A 26,486-nucleotide genomic window follows, 5' to 3' on the forward strand; every position below is an offset into this window, starting at 1 on the left:
TGGTATGTGATGTGAGGGCGAGCGGGCGGGAAATGAATCAGCCCGCCGTGCGCTTTCGCGCCGTCGCGGGCTGATATTCACCATGCGGCTTGCATTGACTTCGTACTGCTTTCAAACTCAACGCACGTTATACACCGGCGGCGAATAGCTGCTCACAGCGCCATCGGTACGCGAGCCGCTTTCAGAAGAACCGCTCGTTGCCGGGCCGTAAGCGCCGTTTTGCGCATTTACGCGCGCCTGGGCACGTTGCAGATCAACGGGATAATACAGATCGTTCACCGAAGGACGATAACCCGCGGCTTCGAGCTGCACGAGATCACTGCGCACCTGCGCACGCGTCACAGGACCATTAGTGCCTTGCGACTGCGCGAATGAAATGGCCGGCACTGCAAGCACGGCAGCGATCGCAACGGCCTTGATAAGTGTTCTCATGACTAACCTCCAATAACTTGATCGAATCGGTGCAGTGGCTTGTCTGCATCCGTTGACTACAAGTCTAGGAACGTTAGCCTTGCGAATAAATGCGGCAAAAGCGAATTTACTATTCTCGCAGCGCAGATAATCGGCGCTCATTGCTCGAATGCATAAGCTTCTATCCGGATGGAATATGGACCATACGTGCAACGCACTGTTCCACTCTGATGCATGATAGGGACTCTTCCGAATCTTCGATGAGGAGGCAGCAATGGCGACGTGGCAACCGGACCCGACCTTCTACCCGTCTGCGCGCATGGCAGGCGATGCCCCGCCGGAGACACTGGCGTACGTCGCCAGCTTCGACCCCACGCGCAGCGTGCCCGATTCGCTCGACGTGATCGATCTGGACCCGCGCTCGCCGGAATTCGGGCGCATCGTGCACCGGCTGGCTATGCCCAACGTCGGCGACGAGCTTCATCACTTCGGCTGGAATGCCTGCAGCTCGTGTCTGTGCCCCAACGCTCCCCACGCGCATAGTGAGCGCCGCTATCTCGTCGTGCCCGGGCTGCGCTCCTCGCGCATTCATATCGTCGACACGAAGCCCGACGCGCGCCGCCCCCATATCACGCGCGTGCACGAACCCGAGAGCGTCGCGCAGCGCGCGGGCTACACGCGCCCCCACACCGTGCATTGCGGGCCGGATGGCATTTATGTGACGTCGCTTGCGAACGCGCAGGGCGAGGCGCCCGGCGGCGTCTTCCTGATGGACCACGAGAGCTTCGACATTCTTGGCCAATGGGAGATCGATCGCGGCCCGCAACAGCTCGCCTACGACGGCTGGTGGCACCTCGGCTATGACACGCTCGTGACGAGCGAATGGGGCCTGCCCGCGACTTTCGAGAACGGCCTCGTGCCCGAAGTGTTGCTCGGCGGCCAATACGGCCATCGCCTGCACTTCTGGGATCTGCACTCGCGCCAGCACAAGCAGGTGCTCGACTTCGGCGCGGAAAACCAACTCGTGTTCGAACTACGCCCTGCGCACAACCCCACGCGGCCCTACGGTTTCGTGAATTCCGTGATCAGCCTGAAGGACCTCTCGGCCTCGCTCTGGCAGTGGTATCTCGACGGCGACCAGTGGGCCGCACGCAGGATCATCGAAATTCCGGCCGAACCGGCCGATCCCGAACATCTGCCGCCCATGCTCAAAGGCTTTGCGGCCGTGCCCCCACTAGTCACCGATATCGCGCTCTCGCTCGACGACCGCTTCCTCTACGCGGCGTGCTGGGGAACGGGAGATTTGCGGCAGTACGATGTGTCGGACCCCGAGCATGCGCGCCTGACGGGTTGCGTGCGCATCGGCGGCGTTGCGGCGCGCGCGGCGCATCCCTCTGCGCCCGGGCGCGAGCTGAACGGCGGACCGCAAATGGTCGAAGTGAGCCGCGACGGCCGGCGCGTCTATTTCAGCAACTCGCTTTACGGTGCGATCGACCCGCAGTTCTATCCCGAAGGCATCGATGGCTGGATGGTGAAACTCGACGCCTCGCCCGAAGGCGGCCTCGAATTCGACCAGCGATTCTTCGTCGAATGGCCGAAGTCGCACCGGCCGCACCAGATACGGCTCGAAGGCGGCGACTGCTCATCTGATTCGTACTGCTACCCATAAGCGCGGGGCATCGTATGGAGGAAGTCTTCGGCGCGCATTGGGGCGCCTGGGCAGCGGTGGTGGGCAGCGGCGTCTTTCACGGCGTGAACCCGGCGATGGGTTGGCTCTTCGCGACCGCGCTCGGGCTGCAGCGCGGAAGCCGCGCGGCGCTGCTGCTTGCTTTGCCGCCCATCGCGCTCGGTCACGCCGCGTCCATTCTGCTGTTCACGAGTTCGACGGCAGCGCTGGGCGCGCATCTGCCGGGCGCCGCGCTGCATTGGGGGCTGGGCGCACTGCTGATCGCGTGGGCCGCCTGGCAGCATGCGTATGGGCACCGGCACCGCGCGCGCGTGGGGATGACCGTGGGCTTTGCCGGGCTTGCAGCGTGGTCCGCGTTGATGGCCACGCTGCACGGCGCGGGACTCATGCTGATGCCCGCCATGCTGCCGCTGTGCGGTGGCGCAGCGGGGCTCGCGAACCCGCTTGCGCTTTCGTTTGCGTTCACCGCACTGCATACGGTCACGACGCTCGCCACCACGGCGGGAATCGCGCTGCTCGCCTACGAGTATCTCGGCCTTGGCGTACTGCGGCGCGGCTGGATCAATTTCGACTGGCTCTGGCGCGGGGCGCTCGTGGCGACCGGCACGTTGATGATCGCAACTGCTTGAGCCTCTGAGTCAACTCCCCGCCGGATAATCCGTGCCCAGGCTCAACTCGCGCCATGCCTCGATATCGGCAAGCGCCGCGCGCAAGCGGTTCGCCACCGCATCCACGCCGAATGCGCCCAGCACGAGATGCCGCGGCGGCTTCTCGGCTTCCGTGATGCGTATCATCGCCTGCGCCGCGCGCACCGGATCGCCCGGTTGATGCCCGCTGCCCTCAGCCGTCCGCTTCATGCGCGCGCCCGCCGTTTCGGCATAGTCATCGATACGACTCGGCGTCTGCACGAGCGAGCGGCCTGCCCAGTCCGTGCGAAACGGCCCCGGTTCCACGCAGGTCACCTTGATGCCGAGCGGTCCGACTTCCGCCAGCAGCGAATCGGAGAATCCCTCCACAGCGTGTTTTGAGGCCGCGTAGTAGCCAGAACCCGGGAAGCCCGCGAGCCCCGCCACCGACGTAATGTTGATGACGTGTCCCTTGCGGCGCGCGCGCATATCCGGCAGCACCGCTCGCGTGAGCGCGAACAGGCCGAATGCGTTGGCATCGAACTGCGCGCGGATCGCGTGCTCCTCGCCCTCTTCGATCGAACTCTGATAGCCGTAGCCCGCGTTGTTGACGAGCACGTCGATCGCGCCGAACTGCTTTTGCGCGGCCGCGACGGCGGCGTCGACTTGTGCGGCATCGGTCACGTCGAGCGAGACGGGCAGCAGGCGATCGCCGGCCTCGGGCGCGAGATCGTCTAGCGACGCCTTGTTGCGCGCAGTTGCCACGCAGCGCCAGCCGCGCGCTAGCACGGCACGGGCAAGCTCGCGGCCAAAGCCGGTCGAACAGCCGGTCACGAACCAGACCGGCGACGCATTCTGGGAATCAACGGACATGGGATAGCCTCCCGGAAGAAGGGGCAGACAAGGCTGCCGAAGACATGGGAAAGCAAAAGATGGCGCCGCCGCCAAGAGCGAACGCATGCGCAGAATGAGATGATACCGGTCACGCACGAACTCTGCAGGCGCGCCCTGAGCCCGTGCCGATGAACGCCTGCGCCAATCGCCCGACCCATGTACCATACGGCGCTTGGCGCCGCGATCGATTTCAGCGCCCCGATTCAACTGTCACCTGCCGGAGAAGAAACCCGATGTCCACCGTCACCACGCCCGCGCACCCCGCTGCCGAAATCGCCGATGCCATGCGCGCCCTCGAAGCGCGCTATGGCACGCCGTGGTCCGCGCCGCTGCCGGCCTGGAACGATACGCTCGACACGCTGCTCGCGCATCGCTCGGTGCGCAATTACGCGGACCGTCCGCTGCCTGAAGGCACGCTCGAAACGCTGATCGCAGCGGCGCAATCGGCCTCGACCTCGTCGAACCTCCAAACGTGGAGCGTCGTTGCCATCGAGAACCCCGAGCGCAAGGCACGCCTCGCCGAGCTTGCGGGCGGCCAGTCGCATGTTCGCGCGGCGCCGCTCTTTCTAGTGTGGCTCGCGGACCTCTCGCGCCTCGAAGCGGCTGGCGCGCGCAGCGGGGCAAGCGTCGACGGTCTGCATTACATGGAGACGCTGGTCGTCGGCATGATCGACGCGGCGCTTGCCGCGCAAAACGCCGTGGTCGCGCTCGAATCGCTCGGCATGAGCGCCGTGTATATCGGCGGCATCCGCAATCAGCCTGAGCAGGTGGCCGCGGAACTGGGCCTGCCGCCGCGCGTGCTCCCCGTGTTCGGCCTGTGCGTGGGCTATCCCGACGAAACGCGCCCCGCGGATGTGAAACCGCGCTTGCCGCAGGAGGTCGTGCTCCACCGCGAACAATACGACGCGCCCTCGCAAGCGGCGGCAATTGCACAGTACGACGAAGTAATGGGCGGCTTCCAGACCGCCCAGGGATTGAGCGCGGCAGGCTGGACCGTGCGCTCGCTCGCGCGCTGGCGCAGCCGCGAGTCGCTGCACGGCCGCGACCGCTTGCGCGACGCGCTGGGCGCGCTCGGCTTCGAGCTGCGCTGAACACGCCGGCACGCCGCCGAATATCACAGGCAACGACGTTCGCACGCCACACAGGAGAAACGCAAATGAAAGTCGCCGTCATGGGCGCAGGCGCAGTAGGCTGCTTTTTCGGCGGCATGCTCGCGCGCGCGGGACACGATGTGGTCTTGATCGGCCGGCCCCAGCACGTCGAGGCCATTACGCGCGACGGGCTACGTCTCGAAGCGCAGCAGTTCGACGAGCGCATCGGCGCGCCGCATCTCACGGCCAGCACCGAAGCGTCGGCCGTGGCAGGCGCGGACCTCGTGCTGTTCTGCGTGAAGTCGACCGACACCGAAGACGCAGGCGCCGCGATCAAACCGTATCTGGGTGCCGACACGCTCGTGCTCACGCTGCAGAATGGCGCGGATAACGCGGAGCGCCTGCGCACCGTGATTGCGCAAGACGTGGCGGCCGCGGTGGTCTATGTCGCCACGGAGATGGCGGGGCCCGGACACGTGCGCCATCACGGGCGCGGTGAACTGGTGATCGAACCTTCACGCGCGAGCGACGCCACCGCGCGCACGCTCATCGACGCGGGCGTGCCCACGGAAATCTCGCCCAATGTGCGCGGCGCGCTTTGGGCCAAGCTAATCGTGAACTGCGCGTACAACGCGCTCTCGGCGATCACGCAATTGCCCTATGGACGTCTCGTGAAGGGCGCAGGCGTGAGCGAGACGATGCACGACATCGTCGGCGAATGCGTGGCCGTCGCTCGGGCCGACGGCGTGACGCTGCCGCCGGACATCGACAGCGCCGTGCCGCGCATCGCGCAGACCATGCCGGGCCAGTACTCGTCCACGGCGCAGGATCTCGCACGCGGCAAACTCAGCGAGATCGATCACCTCAATGGCTACGTCGTGAAACGCGGCGCGGCGCTTGGCGTACCCACGCCTGCGAACCGCATGCTGCAAACGCTCGTGCGGCTCATCGAGGACAAGGCGCGCGCGGCGATCTAGTTCGCTCGTCGGTCGCGCGCCGGCCACAACGCATCAGCGGTCGAATACGAGCAAGGTGGAAGTCGCGGATGCGTAGAGCTTGCCCTGCGCATCCGTGATGCTGGCCTCCGTGAACGCGGCGCGGCGGCCAATGCTGAGCACGCGCCCTTCCGCGCGTACCACGCCGGTATCGGCGGTCATGGGCCGGTGGTAAGCGACCTTCAGTTCCAGCGTGGTATAGCCCTGATTCGGGCCGAGTCGCGAGTGCGCGGCGCAACCGCACGCGGAATCGAGCAGTGTCGCGGCATAACCGCCGTGCACCGTGCCGATCGGGTTGTACACGTGCAAACCGGGCGTGCCCTCGAACACGGCGCGGCCCTCCTCGACTTCGACAAGCCTGAAGCCGAGCGTTTCGCCAATGGCCGGGCCACGGCTTCCGTTCAGCATGTGCAGCAACTGTTCGACGCCGGTCAGGCCGGCGGGCATTTCAGCAACGAGATTCATCGAGACGTCTCCGACGTTTGGCGCGCGACCGCGCGCGCCTTTGCGATTCGCCATCGTAACGCCTTTCGAACGATCGTGCTTAAATCATCGCGGGCTTTTGACGGGTTTCGATTCAGGCCTCGATTCATTGCATCCGGACGTTTCAATACGTCTCGAAATGCAACCGCCCTTCCCGTTTGAGACGGTCCCACAAGGGCTCCCAGCCCATGCCGTGCTTCTCGGCGATCTCCTGAAGCGCCTGCAGCACGCCATCCTCCATGCCCTTCAACCCGCAGACATAGACATGCGTGTTGCCGTCCTTGAGCAGTTGCGCAACGTCCACGGCGCGCTCGCGCATGGCGTCTTGAACATAGCGCTTGGGCTCGCCCGGCGTACGTGAAAAAGCGAGGTTCGTGTCGATGAAATCCTTCGGAAGATTCATCAGGGGTCCGAAATATGGCAATTCCTGCTGCGTGCGCGCGCCGAAAAACAGCATGAGTTTGCCGGTCCCGCCCTTGAGCCTGCGGCGGCGGCGATATTCGGTCATCGCGCGCATGGGCGCGGAACCGGTGCCCGTGCAGATCATCAGCAGATGCGAATTCGGATGGTTCGGCATGAGAAAGGTATTGCCGAACGGCCCGATCACGGTCACCACGTCACCCTTCTTCAGGTCACAGAGATAGTTCGAGCACACGCCATCGGTTGCGTTGCCGCTGTGATCGCGCGTCACGCGCTTCACCGTGAGCGAGACGTTGTTGTAGCCGGGACGCTCGCCGTCGCGCGGGCTGGCGATCGAATACTGGCGCGCATGATGGGCCCGCCCTTCCGCGGTCGCGCCCGGCGGCAGGATGCCAATAGACTGCCCCTCCAGCACCGGGAACGGCATGGCGCCGAAATCGAGCACGATGTGATGGATGTCGCTTTCGGTGGTGTCGTCGGTGAGGCGATAGTTGCCGACCACGGTCGCGGTGGTGGACGCCTTGTGCGTGTAGAGCTGGACATAGGGGCGCGCCGCCGACCAAGGCGGCACGGTCGAGCCGCGCACCATGTCGGAGCCGCCGACGGGCGAATCAGAGGTACTCGGCGCCGCTTGTGCTTCGCTGGGCCGATCGCCCGATTCCTGCGCGACGGCTGGCGCTGCAACCGATGGGTTCTGCGCGGGCAGCTCGTCCCACGTGAACTGCTCATCAATGGTGTACGCCTCGGCCTTGAGCACGTTGCGCCAGTTGTCGATCGCGCCGGTGGGACATGGCGGTACGCAGGCCATGCAAGCGTTGCAGACATCGGCCTTCACGACATAGTTGGTGCCGTCGTGCGTGATCGCGTCGATGGGACACGTTTCCTCGCACGTATTGCAGCGTATGCAGATTTCAGGATCGATCAGGTGTTGCCTGACAATTTCCACGGGTAGCGGACCGTTCATGTTTGTCTCCCACCGCGGCGCGCGAACTCGTCGCTGCGCACCGCCGCTCCCCTCAATTAAAGCGCACGTACTCGAAATCGATTGGCTGCCGATTGATGCCCATGGCCGGCGGCGCGATCCAGTTGGCGAACTTGCCCGGCTCGACCACGCGGCCCATGAGCGAGGCCACGTAGGCGCGGTCTTCCGCGGTGGGCAGCCATTTCGCCTCATTTGCGGCCCATTCGGCCTCGCCGATCACACGGCCGTCCGGCGAAACACGCACGCCCGCGAAGGTGCCGATCTGGCGGTTGAACGCCTTGTGCGGCACGATCAAGCGAGCATCGATGCCAGCCTTTTCCAGCACCTTGTTCCAGCGGTTCACGCCCGCAATCGAGTCCTTGATGTAGTCGTCGCGCAGCACTTCGTTCATCGCATTGAGCATCGGCACTTCACGCTCCACGAGCTTGCCGTCCTGCACGTCGAGCAAGCGGTATTGCTGGCCTTCGAGCTGGTGGTCGTCGTCTCGTTTGGTCTCTTCATAGCGGCCCTTCAGGCCCGAACTGTAAAACGTCGCGGCATTCGATGAATGGTCGGCGCCGAACAGATCGATCGTCACCGAATAGTGGAAATTCAGGTAGCGCTGGATCGTTTCGAGGTCGATCACGCCCGCGGCGCGCAGGCGCTTCGCGTCGTCGGTCTTCAGTTCGTTCATGACCTGAGCGGTGCGCTGCACGACACGCGAGATGCCCGATTCGCCGACGAACATGTGATGCGCTTCTTCGGTCAGCATGAATTTCGTCGTGCGCGCGAGCGGGTCGAAGCCGGATTCGGAAAGCGCCGAAAGCTGGAACTTGCCGTCGCGGTCGGTGAAATACGTAAACATGTAGAACGCCAGCCAGTCGGGCGTTTTCTCGTTGAATGCGCCGAGAATACGCGGGTTGTCATCGTCACCCGAGCGGCGATCCAGTAATGCTTCGGCTTCCTCACGACCATCGCGGCCAAAGTAGCGATGCAGCAGATACACCATCGCCCATAGGTGCCGGCCTTCTTCCACGTTCACCTGGAACAGGTTGCGCAGGTCGTACATGGAGGGCGCGGTTAGGCCGAGATGACGCTGCTGCTCGACGGAGGCGGGCTCCGTGTCGCCCTGAGTGACGATGATGCGGCGCAGATTCGCGCGGTGCTCGCCCGGCACGTCCTGCCACGCGGCCTCGCCCTTGTGCGCACCGAAATGGATCTTGCGATCCGCTTCGCCTGGCGTGAGGAAGATACCCCAGCGATAGTCAGGCATTTTCACGTGGTCGAAGTGCGCCCAGCCGCCCGCGTCGACGCTCACCGCCGTACGCAGATAGACGTCATAGCCGTGCGAACCGTCGGGGCCCATGTCGCCCCACCACGAGAGGAAGTTGGGCTGCCACTGTTCGAGGGCGCGCTGCAGCGCGCGGTCGTCGGCGAGGTTGACGTTGTTCGGGATCTTTTCGCTGTAGTTGATCGTGGACATTGCGGTTCCTTGCGGCAATTGCGGCGGCGGATACGGCTATCAGACGCGGGCGACGTCGAACTGCGCCTTGCTGCCCTTGCCGTACACCTTGAGCGCGCCCTTCTCGCCCACGGCGTTGGGACGGTTGAAGATCCAGTTCTGCCACGCGGAGAGCCGCCCGAAGATGCGCGTTTCCATCGTCTCCGGGCCATTGAAGCGCAGGTTTGCTTCGAGGCCCGTGAGCGCGTCGGGCGACATGACCGCGCGTTCTTCCAGTGCGAGACGGATTTCGTCGGGCCAGTCGATGTCGTCGGGCGAGGCCGTCACGAGGCCAAGACGCTCCGCCTCGACCGGCTTGACCGCCCGGCCTATCGTTGCGCGCACGGCATCGATCGGTTCGGCCTCCTCATAGAAACGCCGCGCGAGGCGCGATTGATGCGTGACCATCGGATAGAGGCCGAAGTTCGCTTCCGAGAGCGTGATGGCCGGCTCCTCGTCTTCGTTCGCGGGCAGTGCGGCCATGTACGTGCGGTCGGCCGCGAACGCGAGTTCGGCGAAGGTGCCGGCAAAGCACGAGCCCGGTTCGATCAGCGCGAACAACGAACGCGAAGAAACATCGATGCGCGCCAACGTACGGCGCAGCATGCCGATGGTCTCGCGCACGAACCAGTGGTCGCGGTGCGCGAGCAGCGCGGCATCGGCGGCGAGTACGGTGCGCGCATCGCCTTCGGTCTTGAGGATCCACGTGCCGATGTCGAGTTCGTTCGTGCGCATGCAGAGAATCGCGTCGTCCAGTTCTCGCGCGAACTGCAGCGGCCACCATGACGCGCCGACGGCGACAATTGATTCGATATCCGAAGCAGGTACTTCCGAGGGCGCTTTCGCCGTGAACGTCGCGGTGCGCTTCGCGCGGTCGATCGTGACGTCGACGGTTGTGTAGCTCAGACCATTGCCGTGCTCCACGCGCTCGATACGCGTAAGCGCTACGCCCTTCACGTTAGCTGGCCGATCACTCGCGGCCGCCAGTTCGAGCGCGCGCGCCTGCACGGCCTGGCCGAACTGATTCGGCTTCACGACTTCATCCACGAGGCGCCAGGCTTTTGCGCGTTCGCCGCGAATGCCTTCCACCACGGTGCAGAAGATGTCGGCGCGGTCGTGGCGCACCTTGCGCTTGTCGGTGAGACGCGTGAGGCCGCCCGTGCCCGGCAGCACGCCGAGCAGCGGCACTTCCGGCAGCGCGACCGAGGAGGACCGGTCGTCCACGAGCATGATCTCGTCGCAGGCGAGCGCCAGTTCATAGCCGCCGCCAGCGCAGGCGCCGTTCACGGCCGCAATGAACTTCAGGCCTGAATGGCGCGACGAATCTTCCATGCCGTTGCGCGTTTCGTTGGTGAACTTGCAGAAGTTGACCTTCCACGCGTGGGTGGAGAGGCCGAGCATGAAGATATTGGCGCCCGAGCAGAACACGCGGTCCTTCAGGCTGGTCAGCACGACGGTGCGCACTTTCGGATGCTCGAAACGGATGCGCTGGAGTGCATCGTGCAGTTCGATATCGACGCCGAGGTCGTATGAATTCAGCTTCAGCTTGTAGCCGTCGCGAATGCCGCCATCCTCGGCGATATCCATGCCGAGCGTCGCCACGTTGCCGTCGAACGTTAGCTTCCAGTGCCGGTACTGCGAAGGTTCGGTGCGGTAATCGACCCGCTGCGGGGCGACGGCGGTTTCGACTGCGGCCATGAGCGTCTCCTTTCTGCACTTCGTTTCAATGAACGATAGTGCAATGGAATACTCATGTAAAGCACATTAGTGCATTTTAGTGCATGCTAAGGGGTAAACCCGCAACGCCGTAGCACGCGGGTGCGATTTACTCGATGCGAGGCGCCTCAGCGGCCAGGCGCGCGGCGAGCCGGTCACGCAGTTGCAGGTAGGCGTCGGCGAGGGTCTTTTCGCTGGTGTCGAAGGTCATATCGGCGCGGCCATACAGTTCGCTGCGGCCCGCAAGGATCCGTTTGAGGTCGTCCATCGCCTCGCTGTTGCCCGAATTGCCCGACATGGGGCGCAGGTCGCCCTGCGCCACGACGCGGCGCATGTGCTCTTCAGGCGCGGCCTGCAGCCAGACGGTGAAGCAGTGCGCGAGCAGCACATTGAACGTGGCCGGCTCGGAAACGAGGCCGCCCGGCGAGGCGATCACGGCGCGCGGATGCTCCGCGACCACGGCCTCCAGCGCCCGATGCTCATACCGGCGATATGCGCTTGCGCCATACAGCGAATGAATCTCCGACGGCGGACAACCCGCCAGCTGTTCGATCACGCGCGTCAGCTCGACGAACGGCACCTTCAACTCCTGCGCGAGCATGCGCCCCAGCGTGGACTTGCCCGCGCCGCGCAGGCCGATGAGCGCGATACGCTCGTTGCGATGCGGATCGGCGCTGGTCTGCGAGAACATCTCGGCGAGCGCCACTCGCGCGCGCTGCAAGGCAGCCGGGTCGCGCCCCTGCAGCAGCTCGCGGATCAGGAGCCATTCCGCCGACGAAGTCGTGACGTCGCCGATGACCTCGGCGAGCGGGCAGTTCAGCGTGTTCGCGATCTGCCGCAACACCAGCACGGAGGCATTCCCCACCCCGGACTCCAGATTCGCCAGATGCCGCTCCGAGAGCCCAGTTTCCGCCGCGAGCGTCTTGCGCGTCATGCCACGCCGCGCGCGCAGCATGCGCACGCGCTCGCCCATGGCGGTCAGAAACGGATCGCGTTCGGCGCGCTCGCCGCGTGCGGCGTCGTCGGCGGCTTCCGCTGGCAGCTCGGCAATGTAAGTTTGCTTCATCTTAGGGAATCTCTGAATCCGTCTTTATGTACTATAGTGCTTGACATGCATTTTGCTAACCGCTAATTTTCCGCGAAAAGGTCCGTCGACGACAAATCCGATCGTCGCAGACAGAGCGGAGACAACACCGTGCAAATCGAGGCATCGCCAGAACACGCCGCGGCCGTGCCGCCGCCCGCGCAATTCAACTTCGCCACGCACCTGTTCTCGCTCAATGCTGCGCGCGCTGCGAAGACCGCTTATATCGACGACACGCTCTCGCTGAACTACGGCGAACTCGAAACACAGGCCCGCCGCTTCGCGGCCGCCATGCGCGCGCTCGGCGTCCACACGGAAGAACGCGTGCTGCTCGTGATGCTCGACACCGTCGAGCTGCCCATTGCATTTCTCGGCGCGCTCTATGCGGGAATCGTGCCGGTAGTCGTCAACACGCTGCTCACGCCAGCCGACTACGTGTATATGCTCACGCACAGCCGCGCGCGCGTGGTGATCGCGTCGGGAGCGGTGCTGCCCGCCGTGAGTGCGGCGCTTTCCGAATCACAATGTGAGGACTGCCAGTTAATCGTTTCAAAGCCCGTTTCGCAGCCGGTTTCAGATGAACCACGAACCATCCTCGCGGATCTGATCGCGCGCGCCGAACCTGCCCCGCGCGCCGCGCAAACGGGCTGCGACGACATCGCGTTCTGGCTCTACTCGTCGGGATCGACGGGAAAACCCAAAGGCACGGTGCATACGCACGCCAATCTCTACTGGACCGTCGAGACTTACGCGAAGCCCATTCTCGGTATCCGCGAGAGCGACATCGTGTTTTCGGCGGCCAAGCTGTTCTTCGCCTATGGCCTCGGCAACGGTCTTTCGTTTCCACTGTCGGTCGGCGCGACCACGATCCTGATGGCCGAACGCCCCACCGCCAACGCCGTATTCGCGCGCCTCGTGCAGCATCGGCCCACGGTGTTCTACGGCGTGCCCACGCTCTACGCGAGCATGATGGCCTCGCCCAACCTCCCCGCACGCACCGATGTCGCGCTGCGCGTGTGCACGTCCGCAGGCGAAGCGCTGCCGCGTGAACTGGGCGAGCGCTTCAGGGATCACTTCGGCAGCGACATTCTCGATGGCCTCGGATCCACGGAAATGCTGCACATCTTCCTGTCGAACCGGCCAGGCGTCGTCGAATACGGCACTACGGGCCGCCCCGTGCCCGGCTACGAAATCGAACTGCGGGACGAAACCGGCGCGCTCGTGGCCGACGGCGAGATCGGCGACCTCTTCATCCGCGGGCCGAGCGCGGCCGTGATGTACTGGTGCAATCGCGAGAAGTCGCGCGCGACCTTCCTCGGCGACTGGGTGAGGAGCGGCGACAAGTACCGGCGCCTGGCCGGAGGCGCCTATGTCTATGCGGGCCGCAGCGACGACATGCTCAAGGTGAGCGGCCAGTATGTTTCGCCCATCGAAGTCGAAATGGTGCTCATGCAGCACGACGCGGTGCTCGAAGCGGCCGTGATCGGCGTCGATCAGGGCGGGCTCTTGAAAACCTGCGCTTTCGTCGTCCTCAAGCCGGCGGCGGTGGACACCTCGCACGACGCGCTGGCCGAGCAGTTAAAGGCGTTCGTCAAAACGCGACTCGCGCCGCACAAGTATCCGCGCGACATTCTGTTCGTCGACGATCTGCCGAAAACGGCGACCGGTAAAATCCAGCGTTTCCGCCTGCGTCAGCAGTTTCAGTCGTGACAGTGACAAGCGCCATGAACGAAAGCGAATTTGCCTACCTGCCCGCCACGGACACACACGATGCGTTGCGCATCGAATACCGCTGGATCGGCGCGGCGGACGGTGATGCGCCGCTCGCCGTCTTCCTGCACGAGGGTCTCGGCTCGATCGCGATGTGGAAGGATTGGCCCGCCGCGCTTTGCGAGCGCCTCGGCATGCGCGGGCTCGTCTATTCGCGTCCGGGTTACGGGCGCTCCACACCGCGCGCGCCTGGCGTGAAATGGCCCGTCGATTTCATGGCCCGGCAGGCGCGCGAGATCTTGCCCGCTCTCCTCGACTCACTCGGCGTAAGCGCGGCCGAACGCACGCGCATGTGGCTGATCGGTCATAGCGACGGCGCATCCATCGCGCTGCTCTACGCCGCCGCTTTTCCCGAAGCGCTCGATGGCGCGGTGGCGATTGCGCCGCACGTGTTCGTCGAAGACATTTCCGTCGAAAGCATCGGCGAGGCGAAGGTTGCGTACGAAACGACCCGCCTGCGCGAAAAGCTTGCGCGCTACCACGACGATGTCGATTCCGCGTTCTACGGCTGGAACGATATCTGGCTCGATCCCGCCTTCCGGGCCTGGAACATCGTCGGCGATCTGGCGTCGATTCGCGCGCCGTTGCTCGCCGTGCAGGCCGTGGACGACCACTACGGCACCATGGCGCAGGTCGAAGCGATTGGCACGGCCGTGCCGCACGCGCGCGTCCACGCGCTCGCACATGGCGGCCATTCTCCGCATCGCGACGCGCCGCAGCCGCTCAACGACGCCATCGAGCAATTCATTTGCGCGCAACGCAAGCCCGCGGCCTGAAGGCCGCACAGACACGCCTCAGCGCCCCCGCAAGCCCTTCCAGCGCCCATCGAATGCCTCCCGAATGGGGCGAATCGATGCGCCGCGCATAACACTCCTCCTCCAGTAGGGCACCGAAGCCCATCAAGGGACGCAACAGGCCTCATCGCTGCAATCCTTTGGTGATATTGTCTTTCTTTGCCGGGTGGAGACGGGGTCCGACCACGCGAGACCGCCGGCGGAAAGCGAGAAGCACGGGGAACCAATAAAGCGAGACGCAAGAAGACCGGCGCGGGCCGCGCGCGCCGGCCAGAACGATGAGCGATTCCATCCTGATGAACGTTTCAAGAACCTCGGTGCGACTGAGGCGAGCCTGGGCGTCGATGCGTCTGCGCTTCGTGCGCGCCTTCGCGCCCGCGCTGCGCAACCTGCAATACGTGAAGCGCCGCATGCGCCCGCTTGCCGTCGTGGCGAGCGTGGGCTTCCCGCTTTACTACTACGTCTGGAAAGACCTCTTTCCTCAGCCGTATGAAAATCTCACGCTGCGCCTGATCGGCTCGTTTCTGTTTGTGCCGATTCTGGCGTTCGAGCGCTGGCCCGCAGCGCTGAAAAAGCTGCTGCCGTGGTACTGGTACTTCGCCACGCTCTACGCATTGCCGTTCTTTTTCACGTTCATGCTGCTCAAGAACAACGGCAACGAAGTGTGGGTGGAAAGTGCGCTGATCGCGGCGTTCGTGATGGTGCTGCTGCTCGACTGGCTCATGCTCGTGCTGCAGTTCCTCGTGGGCATCAGCCTCGCCGTGATCGCGTATTGCCTCACCACGTACCCCATCGTGCTCGGGCCGAGCTACCTCACCCATCTGGCGATCTTTTCGTTTGCGGTGGCGATCGGCGCGCTGGCCAATTACGACCAGGATCGCATTCAGATCGAACAGGAGCGCGCCATGCTGGCGACGGCGGGCAGCGTGGCGCACGAACTGCGCACCCCGCTCGTGGCGATACGCGTGGGCGCCGCAGGTCTCATGCGCTATTTGCCTGCGCTGCTCGACACCTATCAACTCGCCCAGCGCAGCCGCTTGCCGGTGCCCAAAATACGCGTGGCGCATCTGCATTCCCTGCAAGGCGTGGTTGGCCGCATTGAACAGGAAGCACTGCATTCGAATGCGATCATCGACATGCTGCTCGCCACGGCGCGCTTCACGGGCGGCAACATGCAAAACGCAACGACGTGCTCGATCGTGCATTGTGTGGAAACCGCGCTCGCGCGTTTTCCGTTTCGCGAAGGCGACCGGCGTCGGGTAATCTGCAATCTGCGCCCCGATTTCGAATTTCACGGATCTGAAATGCTTACCGTTCACGTGCTCTTCAATCTGCTCAAAAATGCCTTCCGGCACATGGGCAGCATCGACGGCGCGCAGATTTCGATTCGTCTTGAATCAGGGCAACGGGCCAATCGACTGATTTTCAGCGATACGGGCACCGGTATTTCCCCTGAGGTATTGCCGCACATCTTCACGCGCTTTTATACTTCGACAACCGCCACCGATGACGTGACGCTCGGAGCAGGAATCGGGCTGGCATTCTGCCGCGATGTCATGCAAGCGATGGGTGGAGCAATTACCTGCTCTTCCGTAAAAGGCGAATATACCGAGTTCGTTTTGACATTCCCTGCGCCATGACGAAAGCCATTCAGCCGTTCTCTTATCCGACCACCGTCGCATTCGTCGACGACAGCGCCGCGTTCCTTTCGAACCTGAGCCTGCAACTCGACCCCGACCTGGCCTTCCGCCTGTTCAGTTCGCCCAGCGAGGCGCTGAAATATCTCAATGGCCGCGCCGGGCCAGACCGGGCCGCGGAGCCCATCTTCAGCCCGTATCTGGACCGCACTGAAGAAAACGATGCGCACCAGGTCATCGCCATGCGCGTCGATGCGATACGTAGTCTCGTACATAACGCGTCGCGCTTCGAGTCGGTTTCGGTCGTGGTCGTCGATTACGACATGCCCGAACTCAACGGCATGGAGTTTTGCCGCCGTATTACCGACCCGTCGATCCGGAAAATCGTGCTGACTGGCAAGGCCGACGAGCACGTGGCGGTGAAGAGCTTCAACGAAGGGCTGATCGACCGCTTCATCCGCAAGCATGAAGTCGATGCGGTGGAAACGCTGAACCAGGCGATCGGCGATATGCAGCGCGCGTATTTTGACCGCTGCTGCAGCACGGTGCTCGAGGCACTCGCCGTTTCCGAATATGCATTCCTCAAGGATCATGCGCTCGCCGCGCACGTGAAAGGCATTGCCGATTCACTCGGCATCGTCGAGCACTATCTCTCGTACCAACCGCACGGACTCCTGATGTTCGACGGTGTCGGCACCGCGTACCTGCTCGTCATTCATACCGACGAATCGCTGCGCGGCGTGCGCGAGATCGCCGTCGAACAAGGTGCGCCCACAAGCTTTCTCGCGGAACTCGACAGCCGTCGCAGCCTGCCCTACTTCTGGCGCACTGAAGGCTATTACCCGGCGCAGTGCGCGGAATGGCAGCCATATATGCACCCCGCATCGGAATTTCACGGCGAACGCCGCTATCTCTACGCGGTGGTGAAGAAGCCGGCGGGGCTTGCACTCGACAACGTGCTGCCCTACGACCGGCATCTCGACCAGCTTGACCGCGAGATCCAGGCGGCGTGGGACTCACCCTGATTTACGGCGCCGATTTGCGGAAAGTTTTCCGCAGGCCGTAAATCGGGTGCACCCCCACGCTATCGCTGCCTCGCTACCTCGCTCCACGCCGGCTCACGCTGCCACGGCCACCGCCGGCATGTTCACCACAGCCTGCGGCAAACGCACGCGCGCACGGACCGCGTTGCGCTCGTTGCGGCGCGTGGACGGCCAGTTCCACATCTGCACCTCATCGCGAATCTCCGCGCACACCTCCACGAGCCGCTCCAGTTCCTCCTCGCACAGCGCCGCGTTGAGCGAGAGCCGCACGAGCGAGCGGTTCTGCGCCGTGGCTGGAGCACAGAACACGGAACCAAAAATGCCGCGCGCTTCAAGCGCGTCGCGCAACACGATCGTCTGCGGCTCCGGCCCGGCTTCGAGCGCGATGATCTGCGTTTCGCTGCCGTTCAGGTTGTAGCCGAGTTCGGCAAGCCGCCCGCGTACGTAACGCGCGTTGGCCGCGACACGCGTGCGCCGCCAGTCTTCGCGCTCGATCACGTCAAGTGTCGCCGCGAGGCCCGCCGTTTCATGCGGCAGCAGCGTCGAGCTGAAAATAGCCGGCAGCGCCTCGCACTTGAAATACTCCTGGAAGCGCCGCGAACAACTGATGATGCCCGCGCGCCCGGCAAACGCCTTTGCGAGACTGGCCGTGCGGAAATGCACGCGGTCGCCCAGCCCGAGTTCGGCCACCATGCCCGCGCCGTGCGGGCCGTGCGTGCCGAGCGAATGCGACTCGTCGACGACGAGCACGCAGTCGTGCTCGGCGCACACGTCGGCAATTGCCGTAAGCGGCGCCACGCTGCCGTTCGTGCTGTACACGGAATCGACGATCACGATCCCGGCCCCGTAGCGCTGAATGCGCTGCTCAAGGTGATCGACATCGTTGTGGAAGAAACTGACCGCGCGCGCACCGGCGCTGCGTATGCCCTCCCACAACGACATATGCGCCATCATGTCGACGTACACCGGCGTTTGCGCGTTGGCGATCGACTGGATCAGCCCGGTATTCGCGGCAAAGCCCGACTGGCACAACACACTCGCTTCGGCGCCCATGTATGACGCGAAGCGGTCTTCGAGCGCGAGTTGCGGGCAGTCGTCGCCGTGCAGGAACACGCCCGACATCAGGAGCCCGTTGCCCTCCGACCGGATGCTCATGCACATTGCATCGAGAATCTCGGGGTGGCGCGCAATCGAAAGGTAATCGTTACTCGAAAGGTGCAAGGCATCAGCATCGGCAACACGTCCCTTCATGATATGGCCCCCGGCCCAGCTTTCCTGCACGCGCTCGGTGTAGTACCGATCGACACGCGCTGCGAGGAATGCGGGCAATGCCGCGTCGTTGTTATGTGCGTTACGCCAGTTGCTGCCAACTTTCATCTCAGGCTCCTTGTGGTTAAGGCCGCCCCCGGACGCGACTTGTCTGGTCAGGATGGATGCCGGGAGGCAGGCCCGTAATGTGCCCGCAGCGAAACGACACGCGCGATGAGACATGACGTGCGCGTTCCGGCAGCGGACTTTTGAATGTGGGTGATGCAAAGACTGGCGAGCGCGTGAGTCGCGGCGCGCGGCGGGGAGCGGAGATGCGGCCCAGGCCGGCGGCGCCAGAGCGCGCTTGAATGCGGAGCGAATTCGAAAACCAATGCGGGCGCAGGGCGCCGGGAGCTGGCGCCTTCATATCCGCACGAATCCCGCATCGCGTGATCGCCACAGGTTACAAGGGAAGAAACGCCCGCCCGAAAATTTTTTGAGGCGCGCCACGCAGGCCACCTGGACCATGCACGTCATGCAGCGAAAGCGCCTTCACGCTGCACGCAACGTCAGTCGCGCCATTGATAATTATCGTTTAAAAACAGCGCTGTTAAGACCTTCGCGGCGTGCAACTATGCGTATCGCATGGAGTTTCGACAAGGAATGTCCGTCGCACCGCGAAAGGGCGCGACCGTTGATTCACAACGCATAGATCGCGCGAAAGGGACCGGCAGAATCGTCAGATGGCCACGACGCGGTCGCGCCCACGTGACTTGGCGACATAGAGCGCGGCGTCGGCGCGCGCCATCAATGTGGCGAGCGAGTCTTGCGCCTGTGCTTCATCCACGCCCGCACTGAATGTGAGGCCGTCGTGCGCCTCCTGCCCGGATTCACGCGCGTGAGCGTCGGCGCTGCGTCGCACGGCGAGGGTCAACACGCGCAATTCATCGAGACGCCTCACGGCGTCGTCGCGGGTCATGCTGACGAAGAGCAACGCGAATTCTTCGCCGCCGAGGCGCCCGAACACGTCCTCTACACGCACACCACTCTTCACGACGCGGCAGAACTGCGCGAGCACGCGGTCACCTGTGGCGTGTCCGTAACGGTCGTTGATCGACTTGAAGTGATCGATATCGACAATCGCGAACGTGACCTGCTGTCCCTTCTCGCGCGCGGCTTCGAGCGACGCGCTCGCCTGGGCCAGAAAGGCGCGGCGTGTGAGCGCGCCGGTCAGCTCGTCCTGATTCGCGAGGCGTTCGAGCCGCTCGGCCATGCGATCGTGCGCGAGCAGGACCATGCCGATCGAAAGCGCAGGCAACACGAGAATGCCGAGTGCAAGCCATGCCACGTTGAGCGGCGTGAAGTCGAGCAGCCCGTACTGCTTCACGATGCCGCTGCCGTACATCGCCCCGCGCAAGGCGTGCGCGAACGCGCCCAGCCAGGCCGCCAGCGTCACGAACCGGTAGCTGTAGACGGGGCGCGCGGGCGGCCGGCAACGCAATGCGAGCCAGCCGATCGACGTGTAGATGGCCGCATGAAACGCGGAGACGACGGCCACGCGCGCGCCGAGACTGGGCGTCACCCAATACCACCACGCAATACCCGTTGCGAGCGCAACGGTTCCCGCGTAGGCGAGCGGCACATGCGGCTTGAGCCCGAAGAACTGGCGGCAGCCCTCGAGCATGCGCACCACGGCTAGCGCCAACAACGTATTCGAAACGAAGACGGTAAGGATGGGAAAGCCAAGCCGTTGCAGACCCGCGAGCAGGAGCGCGACGCTCGCCATCAAATAGGCGCCGATCCACCGCCCGACACCGGGAATACCCGCAGGCCGCAGTGAGCCGAGAATGGCCAGGCTCATGATGCTCGAAAGCACCGTGACAAGAAGAATATTGACCGGATCTAGCATGTACGGCATGGTCTGAAGATATGTCTGAGTTTACGGCATCATTATGAAAAACATTCGCTTTGGCCCCGTGTAGAGGGTTTATTCAGGAACGGATAGCTGGCTGTGATTCGCCTCGATGAGAAAAAACCACGAATCCTGCGGATTCTCTTTGGACTCCAAACCTTAGTCTTCATGCAGAAGGCTGGAAAAGCCGCCGCATCATCCCGACGCTTGACGAACGCCCCGAAGCACCGCGACCATACCTGAGACGCCACGACGTCACAGGAGCCATGTCATGACCCAACACGCGTTGTACGTCGAGCTGCATGCGCAGCCCGGCAAGGAAGAGGAACTGGCGGCATTTCTCGCGAGTGCGAAACCGCTGGTCGACGCCGAACCCGCCACGCCCGCCTGGTTCGGCGTGCGATTCGACAAAGCGACGTTTGCAATCTTCGACGCATTCGACAATGAAGCCGGCCGCGAAGCGCATCTGAACGGCCAGGTAGCGGCGGCTTTGATGGCGCGTGCGGGCGATCTGCTGGCCGCAGCGCCGCAAATTCGCCGCGCCGACGTGCTTGCGGACAAACTTCCCGCCTGAACGACTGCTTGAGCGCCCGCCAGATCGTCTGCCGTGGCCTGCGCGTGTCCACGCCGTTTCCACGTCCGTAAAATGGGCGCGCGCAGGTAAAAAGGTGCCAGGAATGGCATCTGCGGGAAGCATCGTGATCTTCGAAGGAGAAGCCGATGAAGCCTGCTCCCGCTTGCGCGGCAACACGAGCCGACACCCCCGGCGAGGCGCGCTCGAACGCCGAGGCGCTGACCGGGCGCGTGCTGCACGCCCTCGAATGCGTCACCTGGCCTGCCCACCCTGCCACGCTGATCGAAAGCGCCGAGCGCAGCGGTGCGCCGCGCGACGTGATCGAAGCCCTTCGCCAGTTGCCCGACGAGGCGTTCGGCAGCTTTTCCGAGGTCTCGGCCTCCATCGTCGCGGCGCAACTGCGCGCGCGTGAATCCCCCACCCACCGGGGCGCAGCGCCACAAGGATGACGAACGAAGCCGAACAAAATCCCGCCCGCCCGGCACGGGAACGGAAATTGCGCGCTACGGGACGGCCGCCGGATGCTTTCGGCCCGCCGCGACGCGATCGCGAAGAACAAAGGCACAGCCGCCACGCTCGGCCGGGCCGCTCACGCAAGAAACGTATGACTACCGTATTACTAGTCGACGACGACACCAACGCACTCGATGCGCTGAAGGAACTGGTCGGGCAGGAAGGCTATCGGGTGCGCACCGCCGCAGACGGCTCGGATGCGCTGCAAAGCGCGCTCGACGACCCTCCCGATGTCGTGATCTCCGACTGCATGATGCCGCGCATGGACGGTCTCTCCCTCATGCGCGAAATGAGGCGCAGCAGCAAGCTCGCGCGCGTACCGCTCGTGCTCGTTTCCGCGCTCGTCACCCTGCCCCCGGACGCCGACGTCGCGGGCTTTCTGCGCAAGCCCTTCGCCGTTGCGCAACTCCTCGACATCCTCCACCGGGTCGCCACGCCCTGACACGCTTGCGCCTCGTGCACCGCGTGAACGATTTACATCATCGTTGTAGCGACTTACGCAGCGCAGCGGCGCGTAAGTCGCCCACTCGCTCGGCCTTCCTTGATTCGGCTTCCTGATCGATGCCTGCACTGACGCGCCGCGGCATGACCGATGCGGTGGAATCAGCGTGGCCGGTCCATTTCGGGCGGCCCGGGGATCGAACCCTCAAGCCGCATCGCTTCGTAATGCGATGCGCATATCCAACGGAGGTCGAAATGAGCGAATACGCAGGCCGCTCGCACGACGAGCGCGTAGCGCAACGCAAGCGCCAGAAAAAGGGCGCCACCCAGCCGCCGGGCGGCGATATGGCCGTGCCCGGCACCGAGCCGGACGCCACCCACAGCAGCGGCGAACTTTCGGAGCAAGGCAAGGAAGTGTGGCGCAAAGGCGCGGGCATGGACGGCGGCGGCAAGAGCGACTGAATCCCGCTTCAAGCCACCACGGCCGCCTGGGCACATCGTTGCGCCCTCACCTTATGCAACGTTCTGGATAACCGGCGCGCGCCGCGCACGGGAGACGCCCGGCGTGCGTGTTTCATCATGAACAAGGAGAACATCATGGCCTATTCGCAAACCCCAGTCGGTTCAGCGCCACGCAGCGGCGACGGCGCACGCATTGTCCGCCGCGACCGCTCGGCAACACCTGGCCCCGGCCCCGACGTGATGGCGGCCAGTACGCTGGACAGCGACCGCGTGCTGAGCTCGGACGGCGACGAAGTCGGCAAGGTCAAGGAGATCATGCTCGACGTGGAAAGTGGCCGCATTGCCTACATGGTGATATCGAGCGGGGGCTTTCTCGGCATCGGCGACAAGCTGCTCGCAGTGCCATGGAATGCCCTCACGCTCGACGCGGCACGTAAATGCTTCGTGATCGCACTCAACTCCGAACGCGTGAAGAACGCACCGGGCTTCGACAAAGGCGAGTGGCCCTCGATGGCCGATCGCACCTGGGCCAGCTCCGTGCACCAGTACTACGGCCGCGAGCCGTACTGGGGCGAAGACGCTGCGAGCCTGCCGCTTGACGAGCCGGGACGCGAGCCGCCGGAAGCCGGCGGCGTGAAGCTCTGACGCGCGCACGCGCACACACAAGTGTTCATCGAGCGCCCGCGGCGGCGCCAACGTGTCATGCTAATGGTCGCGAGTACAACGACAACAACGCGAACACACCATGACTTCGATGGACCGCCGTGATTTCCTTCGCGCCGCCGCCGCCGGCGCGACGCTCAGCCTGGCTTCGCCCGCCATCCAGCGGGCGCTGGCCATTCCCGCAAACAACGCAACCGGTACGATCGAAGACGTGCAGCATATCGTCGTCTTCATGCAGGAGAACCGCGCGTTCGACCACTATTTCGGCACGCTGCCCGGTGTGCGTGGCTTCTCGGACCGCATCACGATTCCCCTGGCCGCCGGCGCCAATGTCTGGCAGCAGAGCGACGGCTCGCGCACGCTGCTGCCGTTCTACCTGGACAGCCGCAAGGGCAACGCGTTGCTCGCAGGCGGCGCACACAACTGGGCCGACGCCCAGGAGGCCTGGGACCATGGCCGCATGACGCACTGGCCCAAGTTCAAGAGCGAAGCCTCGATGGGCTACTTTCAGGCCTCCGACCTGCCGTTTCATTTCGCGCTCGCCAACGCCTTCACGATCTGCGACGCCTACTATTGCTCGCTGCACGGCGGCACCAACGCGAACCGGCTCTTTCTGTTCACCGGCACCAATGGCCCCACGGCCTCGCCTTATGCCGTGATCGACAACAATGGCTGGGACAACATCGGCGCGCCGGTCACGGGCCTGAAATGGACCACGTATCCGGAACGCTTGCAGGCCGCAGGTGTGACGTGGAAGGTGTATGAGAATCAGCCCGACAACTACACGGACAATCCACTCGCCGGGTTCGCGAGCTATCGCAAAGTCCTCGAGGAAATCGACGGCTCGCCCAACTTGCCTTGGACCCAGGCGATCGAGGCGCGCGAGCCCCTGTATAAGGGTATTGGCAATACGATGCCCGATGGCGGCTTCCTGCAGGCGCTCAATGACGATATCGCGGCGAACCAGTTGCCTCAGGTGAGCTGGATCATCGCACCGCCGGCCTATTCCGAACACCCCGCCGTTTCGACGCCAGGCCAGGGCGCCTACTACCTCCAGAAGCTGATCGAAGCGCTCACGCGCAACCCGGACATCTGGAGCAAGACCGTGCTCTTCGTGAACTACGACGAGAACGATTGCTTCTTCGATCACATGCCGCCGCCCTGCCCGCCCTCGCCCATCAAGGACGGTCAGTACGCGGGCAAGTCCACCGCCAGTACGCGCCACGAATACTTCACCATGCCGAACCCTCCCGGCGATGGCAAGCCGGTCACGCCAAACGGCTTGCCGTTCGGGCCCGGGCCGCGCGTGCCGATGATCGTCGTCTCGCCGTGGAGCACGGGCGGATATGTGAACTCCGAAGTCTTCGATCACACGTCGGTGCTGCGCTTCATCGAAACGCGCTTCGGTGTGCGCGAACCGAACATCAGCCCGTGGCGGCGTGCCGTATTCGGCGATCTCACCTCGGCGTTCAACTTCAGCACACCGAACGAAAAACCGGTGCAGACGTTTTCCGCGCCGACGAAAGCCGACGCCGACGCGTTGAACAAGCAACAGAACGCCCTCAAGCCCGTGCCAGTGCCACAGCCCGACATGCAGACCATGCCGCAGCAGGCGCGCAAGGCGCGACCCTCGCGCGCACTGCCGTACCGCCTCAACGTGGATGCGAGCGTCGACGGGCGTCATCACAAGGTTCAACTGGAGTTCGGCAACGAAGGAAAGGCCGGTGCCGTCTTTCACGTGTACGACCAGCTTCACCTCGACAGGCCGCCGCGCCGCTACACCGTCGAGGCAGGCAAGACACTGCACGACACGTGGACACCCACGGCCTCCGACGACGGCGCATACCGCCTGTGGGTACTTGGGCCGAACGGCTTTCATCGCGCATTCGAGGGCAACGTGCGCGCGACAGCGCACGGACCGAATCCTGAAGTGCGCGTGCGCTATGACGCCGCGGGCAATGCGCTCGAGCTTGGTATCGCGAATCGCGCAAGCGCGGCTTCGAACGTGACCCTGGCGGCCAACGCCTACCGCAGCGACGGGCCGTGGACCTACGCATTGCGCGCCGGCGAACAGGTTCAGTCGAACTGGGCGCTCGCCGATTCGGGCGGCTGGTACGACTTCACGATGAGCGCGGAGAACGGTGTGATACGGCGCTTCGCGGGCCGTGTGGAAACCGGCAGGGACAGCGTGAGCGACCCGGCGATGGGGGTGTGAGGCGACTGAAGCGCCCGGGAAAACGTTCAGCGCCGCTGCGCAGTACACTGCCCGTTCCCTTCACGATGGCCGCGCCCAGCGTTGCGCCTCCGAACGTTCAACGCGCGTTCACAAGCGTGGCCTGCCTCCCCCTCAAGGAGCCCGCATGAAAATCGATCTGACTGGAAAACTCGCGCTCGTCACCGGCTCGGCTGCCGGCATCGGTCTTGCCGCGGCGAAAGGCCTCGCGCTCGCGGGCGCCGACGTGATCGTCAGCAGCCGTCACACCGAAAGCGTGCGCGAAGCGGAGGCTGCGCTGCGCACTGCGGCGCCCGGCGCGCGGGTGCAAGGCTTCGTCGGCGATCTTTCCAACGCTGGGGGATGCGATGCGCTCGTGAAGGCGCATCCGCAGGTGGACATCCTGGTGAACAATCTCGGCGTGTTTCAGCAGCAGGACTTCTTCGAAATTCCCGATGCCGAATGGCTGCGTTTCTTCGAAACGAATGTGATGTCGGGCGTACGGCTCTCGCGCGCTTATGCGAATGCGATGGTCAAGCGTGGCTGGGGGCGCATCGTGTTCATCTCATCGGAATCGGGGTTGAACATTCCCGCCGACATGATCCACTACGGCATGACGAAAACCGCGCAACTCGCGCTCGCACGCGGCCTCGCCAAGCGCCTCGCGGGAACGGGCGTCACGGTCAATTCGGTGCTGCCGGGCCCGACGCTTTCAGAAGGCGTGGCGCAGATGCTCAAGGACGAAGTGGCCGCTTCGGGCAAGACAGTCGAGGAAGTCGCCGCGCAGTTCGTGCAGACGCATCGGGCCTCTTCCATCATCCGCCGCGCGGCAAGCGTGGAGGAAGTAGCGAACATGATCGTCTACGCGTGTTCGAAAGAGGCATCGGCCACGACGGGCGCGGCATTGCGCGTGGATGGCGGCGTGGTGGACACCATCGCGTGACGCCCTCAGCCGGGGATTTGATTCGTTATACGAAATAGCGAGAAACAGCGCGTCGACCACAAAATTACAGCCCGCGCGGGCGGGCTGTAATTCGACTGCAAAGAGGCGTGGCTCGCTGATTAACCCCTTCTCACGACGCCAAGCAGCAACGTGACGAGGAAAATCACGAGGAAGATGAAGAACAGGATCTTGGCGATCGATGCCGCACCCGCCGCGATGCCGCCAAAACCAAACACGGCTGCGATGATCGCGATGATAAAGAAAATGACAGCGTATTGAAGCATGACGTCCTCCTGCACCCGGTGTGATCCGGCTCAAGGGTGGTCGCCGCGCCCCGGCGCCGCGTGCGGTCGCCTGATGCCCGGCATCTGGTTGAGCGGGACGGATCTGCGCGAGCGTCCCTGC

General features: G+C 64.1%; 25 protein-coding genes. 15 read left to right on the forward strand and 10 right to left on the reverse strand.

The annotated features are described in order from the left end of the window. Positions 1-117: 117 nt before the first annotated feature. Positions 118-432, reverse strand: coding sequence for a DUF4148 domain-containing protein (locus tag L0U83_RS20985; protein ID WP_233885954.1), 315 nt, complete (start codon positions 430-432; stop codon positions 118-120). Positions 433-685: 253 nt separating this feature from the next. On the opposite strand from L0U83_RS20985, the gene L0U83_RS20990 reads away from it, so the two are divergent. Beyond that, positions 686-2,080 carry a selenium-binding protein SBP56-related protein gene (locus L0U83_RS20990; RefSeq protein WP_233885956.1) on the forward strand — a complete coding sequence of 465 codons (1,395 nt, stop codon included), beginning with the start codon at positions 686-688 and terminating at the stop codon, positions 2,078-2,080. Between the two features lie 14 nt (positions 2,081-2,094). After that, the gene (locus tag L0U83_RS20995; protein WP_233885958.1) at positions 2,095-2,727 is read left to right on the forward strand and encodes a hypothetical protein; all 633 of its coding nucleotides are present in this window, start codon (positions 2,095-2,097) and stop codon (positions 2,725-2,727) included. A gap of 9 nt (positions 2,728-2,736) precedes the next feature. Here the strand turns inward: L0U83_RS20995 and L0U83_RS21000 are convergent, their stop codons facing one another. Next, entirely contained in the window at positions 2,737-3,597 is an 861-nt protein-coding gene (locus L0U83_RS21000) for an oxidoreductase (protein WP_233885960.1), read from the reverse strand. 254 nt (positions 3,598-3,851) lie between these two features. Between L0U83_RS21000 and L0U83_RS21005 the strand changes: the two genes are divergently transcribed. Both L0U83_RS21005 and L0U83_RS21010 read left to right on the forward strand, forming a co-directional pair. Then, on the forward strand, positions 3,852-4,709 hold the full coding sequence (locus L0U83_RS21005; protein WP_233885962.1) for an NADPH-dependent oxidoreductase: 858 nt from the start codon (positions 3,852-3,854) through the stop codon (positions 4,707-4,709). A 65-nt stretch (positions 4,710-4,774) separates the two neighbouring features. Beyond that, positions 4,775-5,686 (forward strand): ketopantoate reductase family protein, encoded by a 912-nt coding sequence (locus tag L0U83_RS21010; RefSeq protein WP_233885964.1) that lies wholly within the window; start codon positions 4,775-4,777, stop codon positions 5,684-5,686. A 33-nt stretch (positions 5,687-5,719) separates the two neighbouring features. On the opposite strand, the gene L0U83_RS21015 is transcribed toward L0U83_RS21010, so the two are convergent. From L0U83_RS21015 to L0U83_RS21035, 5 genes are all read right to left on the reverse strand, one after another. Continuing rightward, on the reverse strand, positions 5,720-6,169 hold the full coding sequence (locus L0U83_RS21015) for a PaaI family thioesterase (RefSeq protein WP_233885966.1): 450 nt from the start codon (positions 6,167-6,169) through the stop codon (positions 5,720-5,722). Between the two features lie 142 nt (positions 6,170-6,311). Further along, entirely contained in the window at positions 6,312-7,571 is a 1,260-nt protein-coding gene (gene boxA / locus L0U83_RS21020) for a benzoyl-CoA 2,3-epoxidase subunit BoxA (protein ID WP_233885968.1), read from the reverse strand. A gap of 52 nt (positions 7,572-7,623) precedes the next feature. After that, entirely contained in the window at positions 7,624-9,051 is a 1,428-nt protein-coding gene (gene boxB, locus L0U83_RS21025) for a benzoyl-CoA 2,3-epoxidase subunit BoxB (protein WP_233885969.1), read from the reverse strand. 39 nt (positions 9,052-9,090) lie between these two features. Continuing rightward, positions 9,091-10,767, reverse strand: a complete 1,677-nt coding sequence (boxC, locus tag L0U83_RS21030; RefSeq protein WP_233885970.1) for a 2,3-epoxybenzoyl-CoA dihydrolase — start codon at positions 10,765-10,767, stop codon at positions 9,091-9,093. Positions 10,768-10,894: 127 nt separating this feature from the next. Next, complete coding sequence (locus L0U83_RS21035; RefSeq protein WP_201700147.1) at positions 10,895-11,851, reverse strand: helix-turn-helix transcriptional regulator; 957 nt, start codon at positions 11,849-11,851, stop codon at positions 10,895-10,897. Positions 11,852-11,986: 135 nt separating this feature from the next. On the opposite strand from L0U83_RS21035, the gene L0U83_RS21040 reads away from it, so the two are divergent. From L0U83_RS21040 to L0U83_RS21055, 4 genes are all read left to right on the forward strand, one after another. Further along, the gene (locus tag L0U83_RS21040) at positions 11,987-13,579 is read left to right on the forward strand and encodes a benzoate-CoA ligase family protein (protein WP_373321096.1); all 1,593 of its coding nucleotides are present in this window, start codon (positions 11,987-11,989) and stop codon (positions 13,577-13,579) included. Between the two features lie 14 nt (positions 13,580-13,593). Then, positions 13,594-14,415 carry an alpha/beta fold hydrolase gene (locus L0U83_RS21045; RefSeq protein ID WP_233885972.1) on the forward strand — a complete coding sequence of 274 codons (822 nt, stop codon included), beginning with the start codon at positions 13,594-13,596 and terminating at the stop codon, positions 14,413-14,415. 296 nt (positions 14,416-14,711) lie between these two features. Then, on the forward strand, positions 14,712-16,073 hold the full coding sequence (locus tag L0U83_RS21050; RefSeq protein ID WP_233885973.1) for a sensor histidine kinase: 1,362 nt from the start codon (positions 14,712-14,714) through the stop codon (positions 16,071-16,073). Further along, positions 16,070-17,095 carry a response regulator gene (locus tag L0U83_RS21055; protein WP_233885974.1) on the forward strand — a complete coding sequence of 342 codons (1,026 nt, stop codon included), beginning with the start codon at positions 16,070-16,072 and terminating at the stop codon, positions 17,093-17,095. The genes L0U83_RS21050 and L0U83_RS21055 overlap by 4 nt, the downstream gene beginning before the upstream one ends. 93 nt (positions 17,096-17,188) lie before the next feature. On the opposite strand, the gene cqsA is transcribed toward L0U83_RS21055, so the two are convergent. Together cqsA and L0U83_RS21065 are read right to left on the reverse strand one after the other, a co-directional pair. Further along, positions 17,189-18,490, reverse strand: coding sequence for an alpha-hydroxyketone-type quorum-sensing autoinducer synthase (gene cqsA, locus L0U83_RS21060; RefSeq protein WP_233885975.1), 1,302 nt, complete (start codon positions 18,488-18,490; stop codon positions 17,189-17,191). A gap of 610 nt (positions 18,491-19,100) precedes the next feature. Continuing rightward, positions 19,101-20,270 carry a GGDEF domain-containing protein gene (locus tag L0U83_RS21065; protein ID WP_233885976.1) on the reverse strand — a complete coding sequence of 390 codons (1,170 nt, stop codon included), beginning with the start codon at positions 20,268-20,270 and terminating at the stop codon, positions 19,101-19,103. Positions 20,271-20,544: 274 nt separating this feature from the next. On the opposite strand from L0U83_RS21065, the gene L0U83_RS21070 reads away from it, so the two are divergent. From L0U83_RS21070 to L0U83_RS21100, 7 genes are all read left to right on the forward strand, one after another. Further along, entirely contained in the window at positions 20,545-20,847 is a 303-nt protein-coding gene (locus tag L0U83_RS21070) for a putative quinol monooxygenase (protein ID WP_233885978.1), read from the forward strand. A gap of 146 nt (positions 20,848-20,993) precedes the next feature. Next, the gene (locus L0U83_RS21075) at positions 20,994-21,296 is read left to right on the forward strand and encodes a DUF2795 domain-containing protein (protein ID WP_233885980.1); all 303 of its coding nucleotides are present in this window, start codon (positions 20,994-20,996) and stop codon (positions 21,294-21,296) included. 155 nt (positions 21,297-21,451) lie between these two features. Beyond that, positions 21,452-21,802, forward strand: a complete 351-nt coding sequence (locus tag L0U83_RS21080; protein ID WP_233885982.1) for a response regulator — start codon at positions 21,452-21,454, stop codon at positions 21,800-21,802. 254 nt (positions 21,803-22,056) lie between these two features. Then, positions 22,057-22,263 (forward strand): hypothetical protein, encoded by a 207-nt coding sequence (locus tag L0U83_RS21085; RefSeq protein ID WP_233885984.1) that lies wholly within the window; start codon positions 22,057-22,059, stop codon positions 22,261-22,263. A gap of 135 nt (positions 22,264-22,398) precedes the next feature. After that, positions 22,399-22,908 (forward strand): PRC-barrel domain-containing protein, encoded by a 510-nt coding sequence (locus L0U83_RS21090; RefSeq protein ID WP_233885985.1) that lies wholly within the window; start codon positions 22,399-22,401, stop codon positions 22,906-22,908. A gap of 100 nt (positions 22,909-23,008) precedes the next feature. After that, positions 23,009-25,141, forward strand: coding sequence for a phosphocholine-specific phospholipase C (locus L0U83_RS21095; RefSeq protein WP_233885987.1), 2,133 nt, complete (start codon positions 23,009-23,011; stop codon positions 25,139-25,141). 145 nt (positions 25,142-25,286) lie between these two features. After that, a complete protein-coding gene (locus L0U83_RS21100; RefSeq protein ID WP_233885988.1) occupies positions 25,287-26,081 on the forward strand; it encodes an SDR family NAD(P)-dependent oxidoreductase in 795 nt (264 codons plus the stop codon). A 119-nt stretch (positions 26,082-26,200) separates the two neighbouring features. Here L0U83_RS21100 and L0U83_RS21105 read toward each other — a convergent pair whose 3' ends face one another. Continuing rightward, complete coding sequence (locus L0U83_RS21105) at positions 26,201-26,365, reverse strand: DUF1328 family protein (protein ID WP_028203076.1); 165 nt, start codon at positions 26,363-26,365, stop codon at positions 26,201-26,203. Positions 26,366-26,486: the final 121 nt, after the last annotated feature.

Source organism: Paraburkholderia flagellata, from assembly GCF_021390645.1.
GTDB lineage: Bacteria > Pseudomonadota > Gammaproteobacteria > Burkholderiales > Burkholderiaceae > Paraburkholderia > Paraburkholderia flagellata.

Excerpts from the sequence above, each read along its gene's own strand:
- L0U83_RS20985 (WP_233885954.1), bottom strand. The coding sequence starts at position 432 with ATGAGAACACTTATCAAGGCCGTTGCGATCGCTGCCGTGCTTGCAGTG.
- L0U83_RS20990 (WP_233885956.1), top strand. The coding sequence starts at position 686 with ATGGCGACGTGGCAACCGGACCCGACCTTCTACCCGTCTGCGCGCATG.
- L0U83_RS20995 (WP_233885958.1), top strand. The coding sequence starts at position 2,095 with ATGGAGGAAGTCTTCGGCGCGCATTGGGGCGCCTGGGCAGCGGTGGTG.
- L0U83_RS21000 (WP_233885960.1), bottom strand. The coding sequence starts at position 3,597 with ATGTCCGTTGATTCCCAGAATGCGTCGCCGGTCTGGTTCGTGACCGGC.
- L0U83_RS21005 (WP_233885962.1), top strand. The coding sequence starts at position 3,852 with ATGTCCACCGTCACCACGCCCGCGCACCCCGCTGCCGAAATCGCCGAT.
- L0U83_RS21010 (WP_233885964.1), top strand. The coding sequence starts at position 4,775 with ATGAAAGTCGCCGTCATGGGCGCAGGCGCAGTAGGCTGCTTTTTCGGC.
- L0U83_RS21015 (WP_233885966.1), bottom strand. The coding sequence starts at position 6,169 with ATGAATCTCGTTGCTGAAATGCCCGCCGGCCTGACCGGCGTCGAACAG.
- boxA (WP_233885968.1), bottom strand. The coding sequence starts at position 7,571 with ATGAACGGTCCGCTACCCGTGGAAATTGTCAGGCAACACCTGATCGAT.
- boxB (WP_233885969.1), bottom strand. The coding sequence starts at position 9,051 with ATGTCCACGATCAACTACAGCGAAAAGATCCCGAACAACGTCAACCTC.
- boxC (WP_233885970.1), bottom strand. The coding sequence starts at position 10,767 with ATGGCCGCAGTCGAAACCGCCGTCGCCCCGCAGCGGGTCGATTACCGC.
- L0U83_RS21035 (WP_201700147.1), bottom strand. The coding sequence starts at position 11,851 with ATGAAGCAAACTTACATTGCCGAGCTGCCAGCGGAAGCCGCCGACGAC.
- L0U83_RS21045 (WP_233885972.1), top strand. The coding sequence starts at position 13,594 with ATGAACGAAAGCGAATTTGCCTACCTGCCCGCCACGGACACACACGAT.
- L0U83_RS21050 (WP_233885973.1), top strand. The coding sequence starts at position 14,712 with ATGAGCGATTCCATCCTGATGAACGTTTCAAGAACCTCGGTGCGACTG.
- L0U83_RS21055 (WP_233885974.1), top strand. The coding sequence starts at position 16,070 with ATGACGAAAGCCATTCAGCCGTTCTCTTATCCGACCACCGTCGCATTC.
- cqsA (WP_233885975.1), bottom strand. The coding sequence starts at position 18,490 with ATGAAAGTTGGCAGCAACTGGCGTAACGCACATAACAACGACGCGGCA.
- L0U83_RS21065 (WP_233885976.1), bottom strand. The coding sequence starts at position 20,270 with ATGCTAGATCCGGTCAATATTCTTCTTGTCACGGTGCTTTCGAGCATC.
- L0U83_RS21070 (WP_233885978.1), top strand. The coding sequence starts at position 20,545 with ATGACCCAACACGCGTTGTACGTCGAGCTGCATGCGCAGCCCGGCAAG.
- L0U83_RS21075 (WP_233885980.1), top strand. The coding sequence starts at position 20,994 with ATGAAGCCTGCTCCCGCTTGCGCGGCAACACGAGCCGACACCCCCGGC.
- L0U83_RS21080 (WP_233885982.1), top strand. The coding sequence starts at position 21,452 with ATGACTACCGTATTACTAGTCGACGACGACACCAACGCACTCGATGCG.
- L0U83_RS21085 (WP_233885984.1), top strand. The coding sequence starts at position 22,057 with ATGAGCGAATACGCAGGCCGCTCGCACGACGAGCGCGTAGCGCAACGC.
- L0U83_RS21090 (WP_233885985.1), top strand. The coding sequence starts at position 22,399 with ATGGCCTATTCGCAAACCCCAGTCGGTTCAGCGCCACGCAGCGGCGAC.
- L0U83_RS21095 (WP_233885987.1), top strand. The coding sequence starts at position 23,009 with ATGACTTCGATGGACCGCCGTGATTTCCTTCGCGCCGCCGCCGCCGGC.
- L0U83_RS21100 (WP_233885988.1), top strand. The coding sequence starts at position 25,287 with ATGAAAATCGATCTGACTGGAAAACTCGCGCTCGTCACCGGCTCGGCT.
- L0U83_RS21105 (WP_028203076.1), bottom strand. The coding sequence starts at position 26,365 with ATGCTTCAATACGCTGTCATTTTCTTTATCATCGCGATCATCGCAGCC.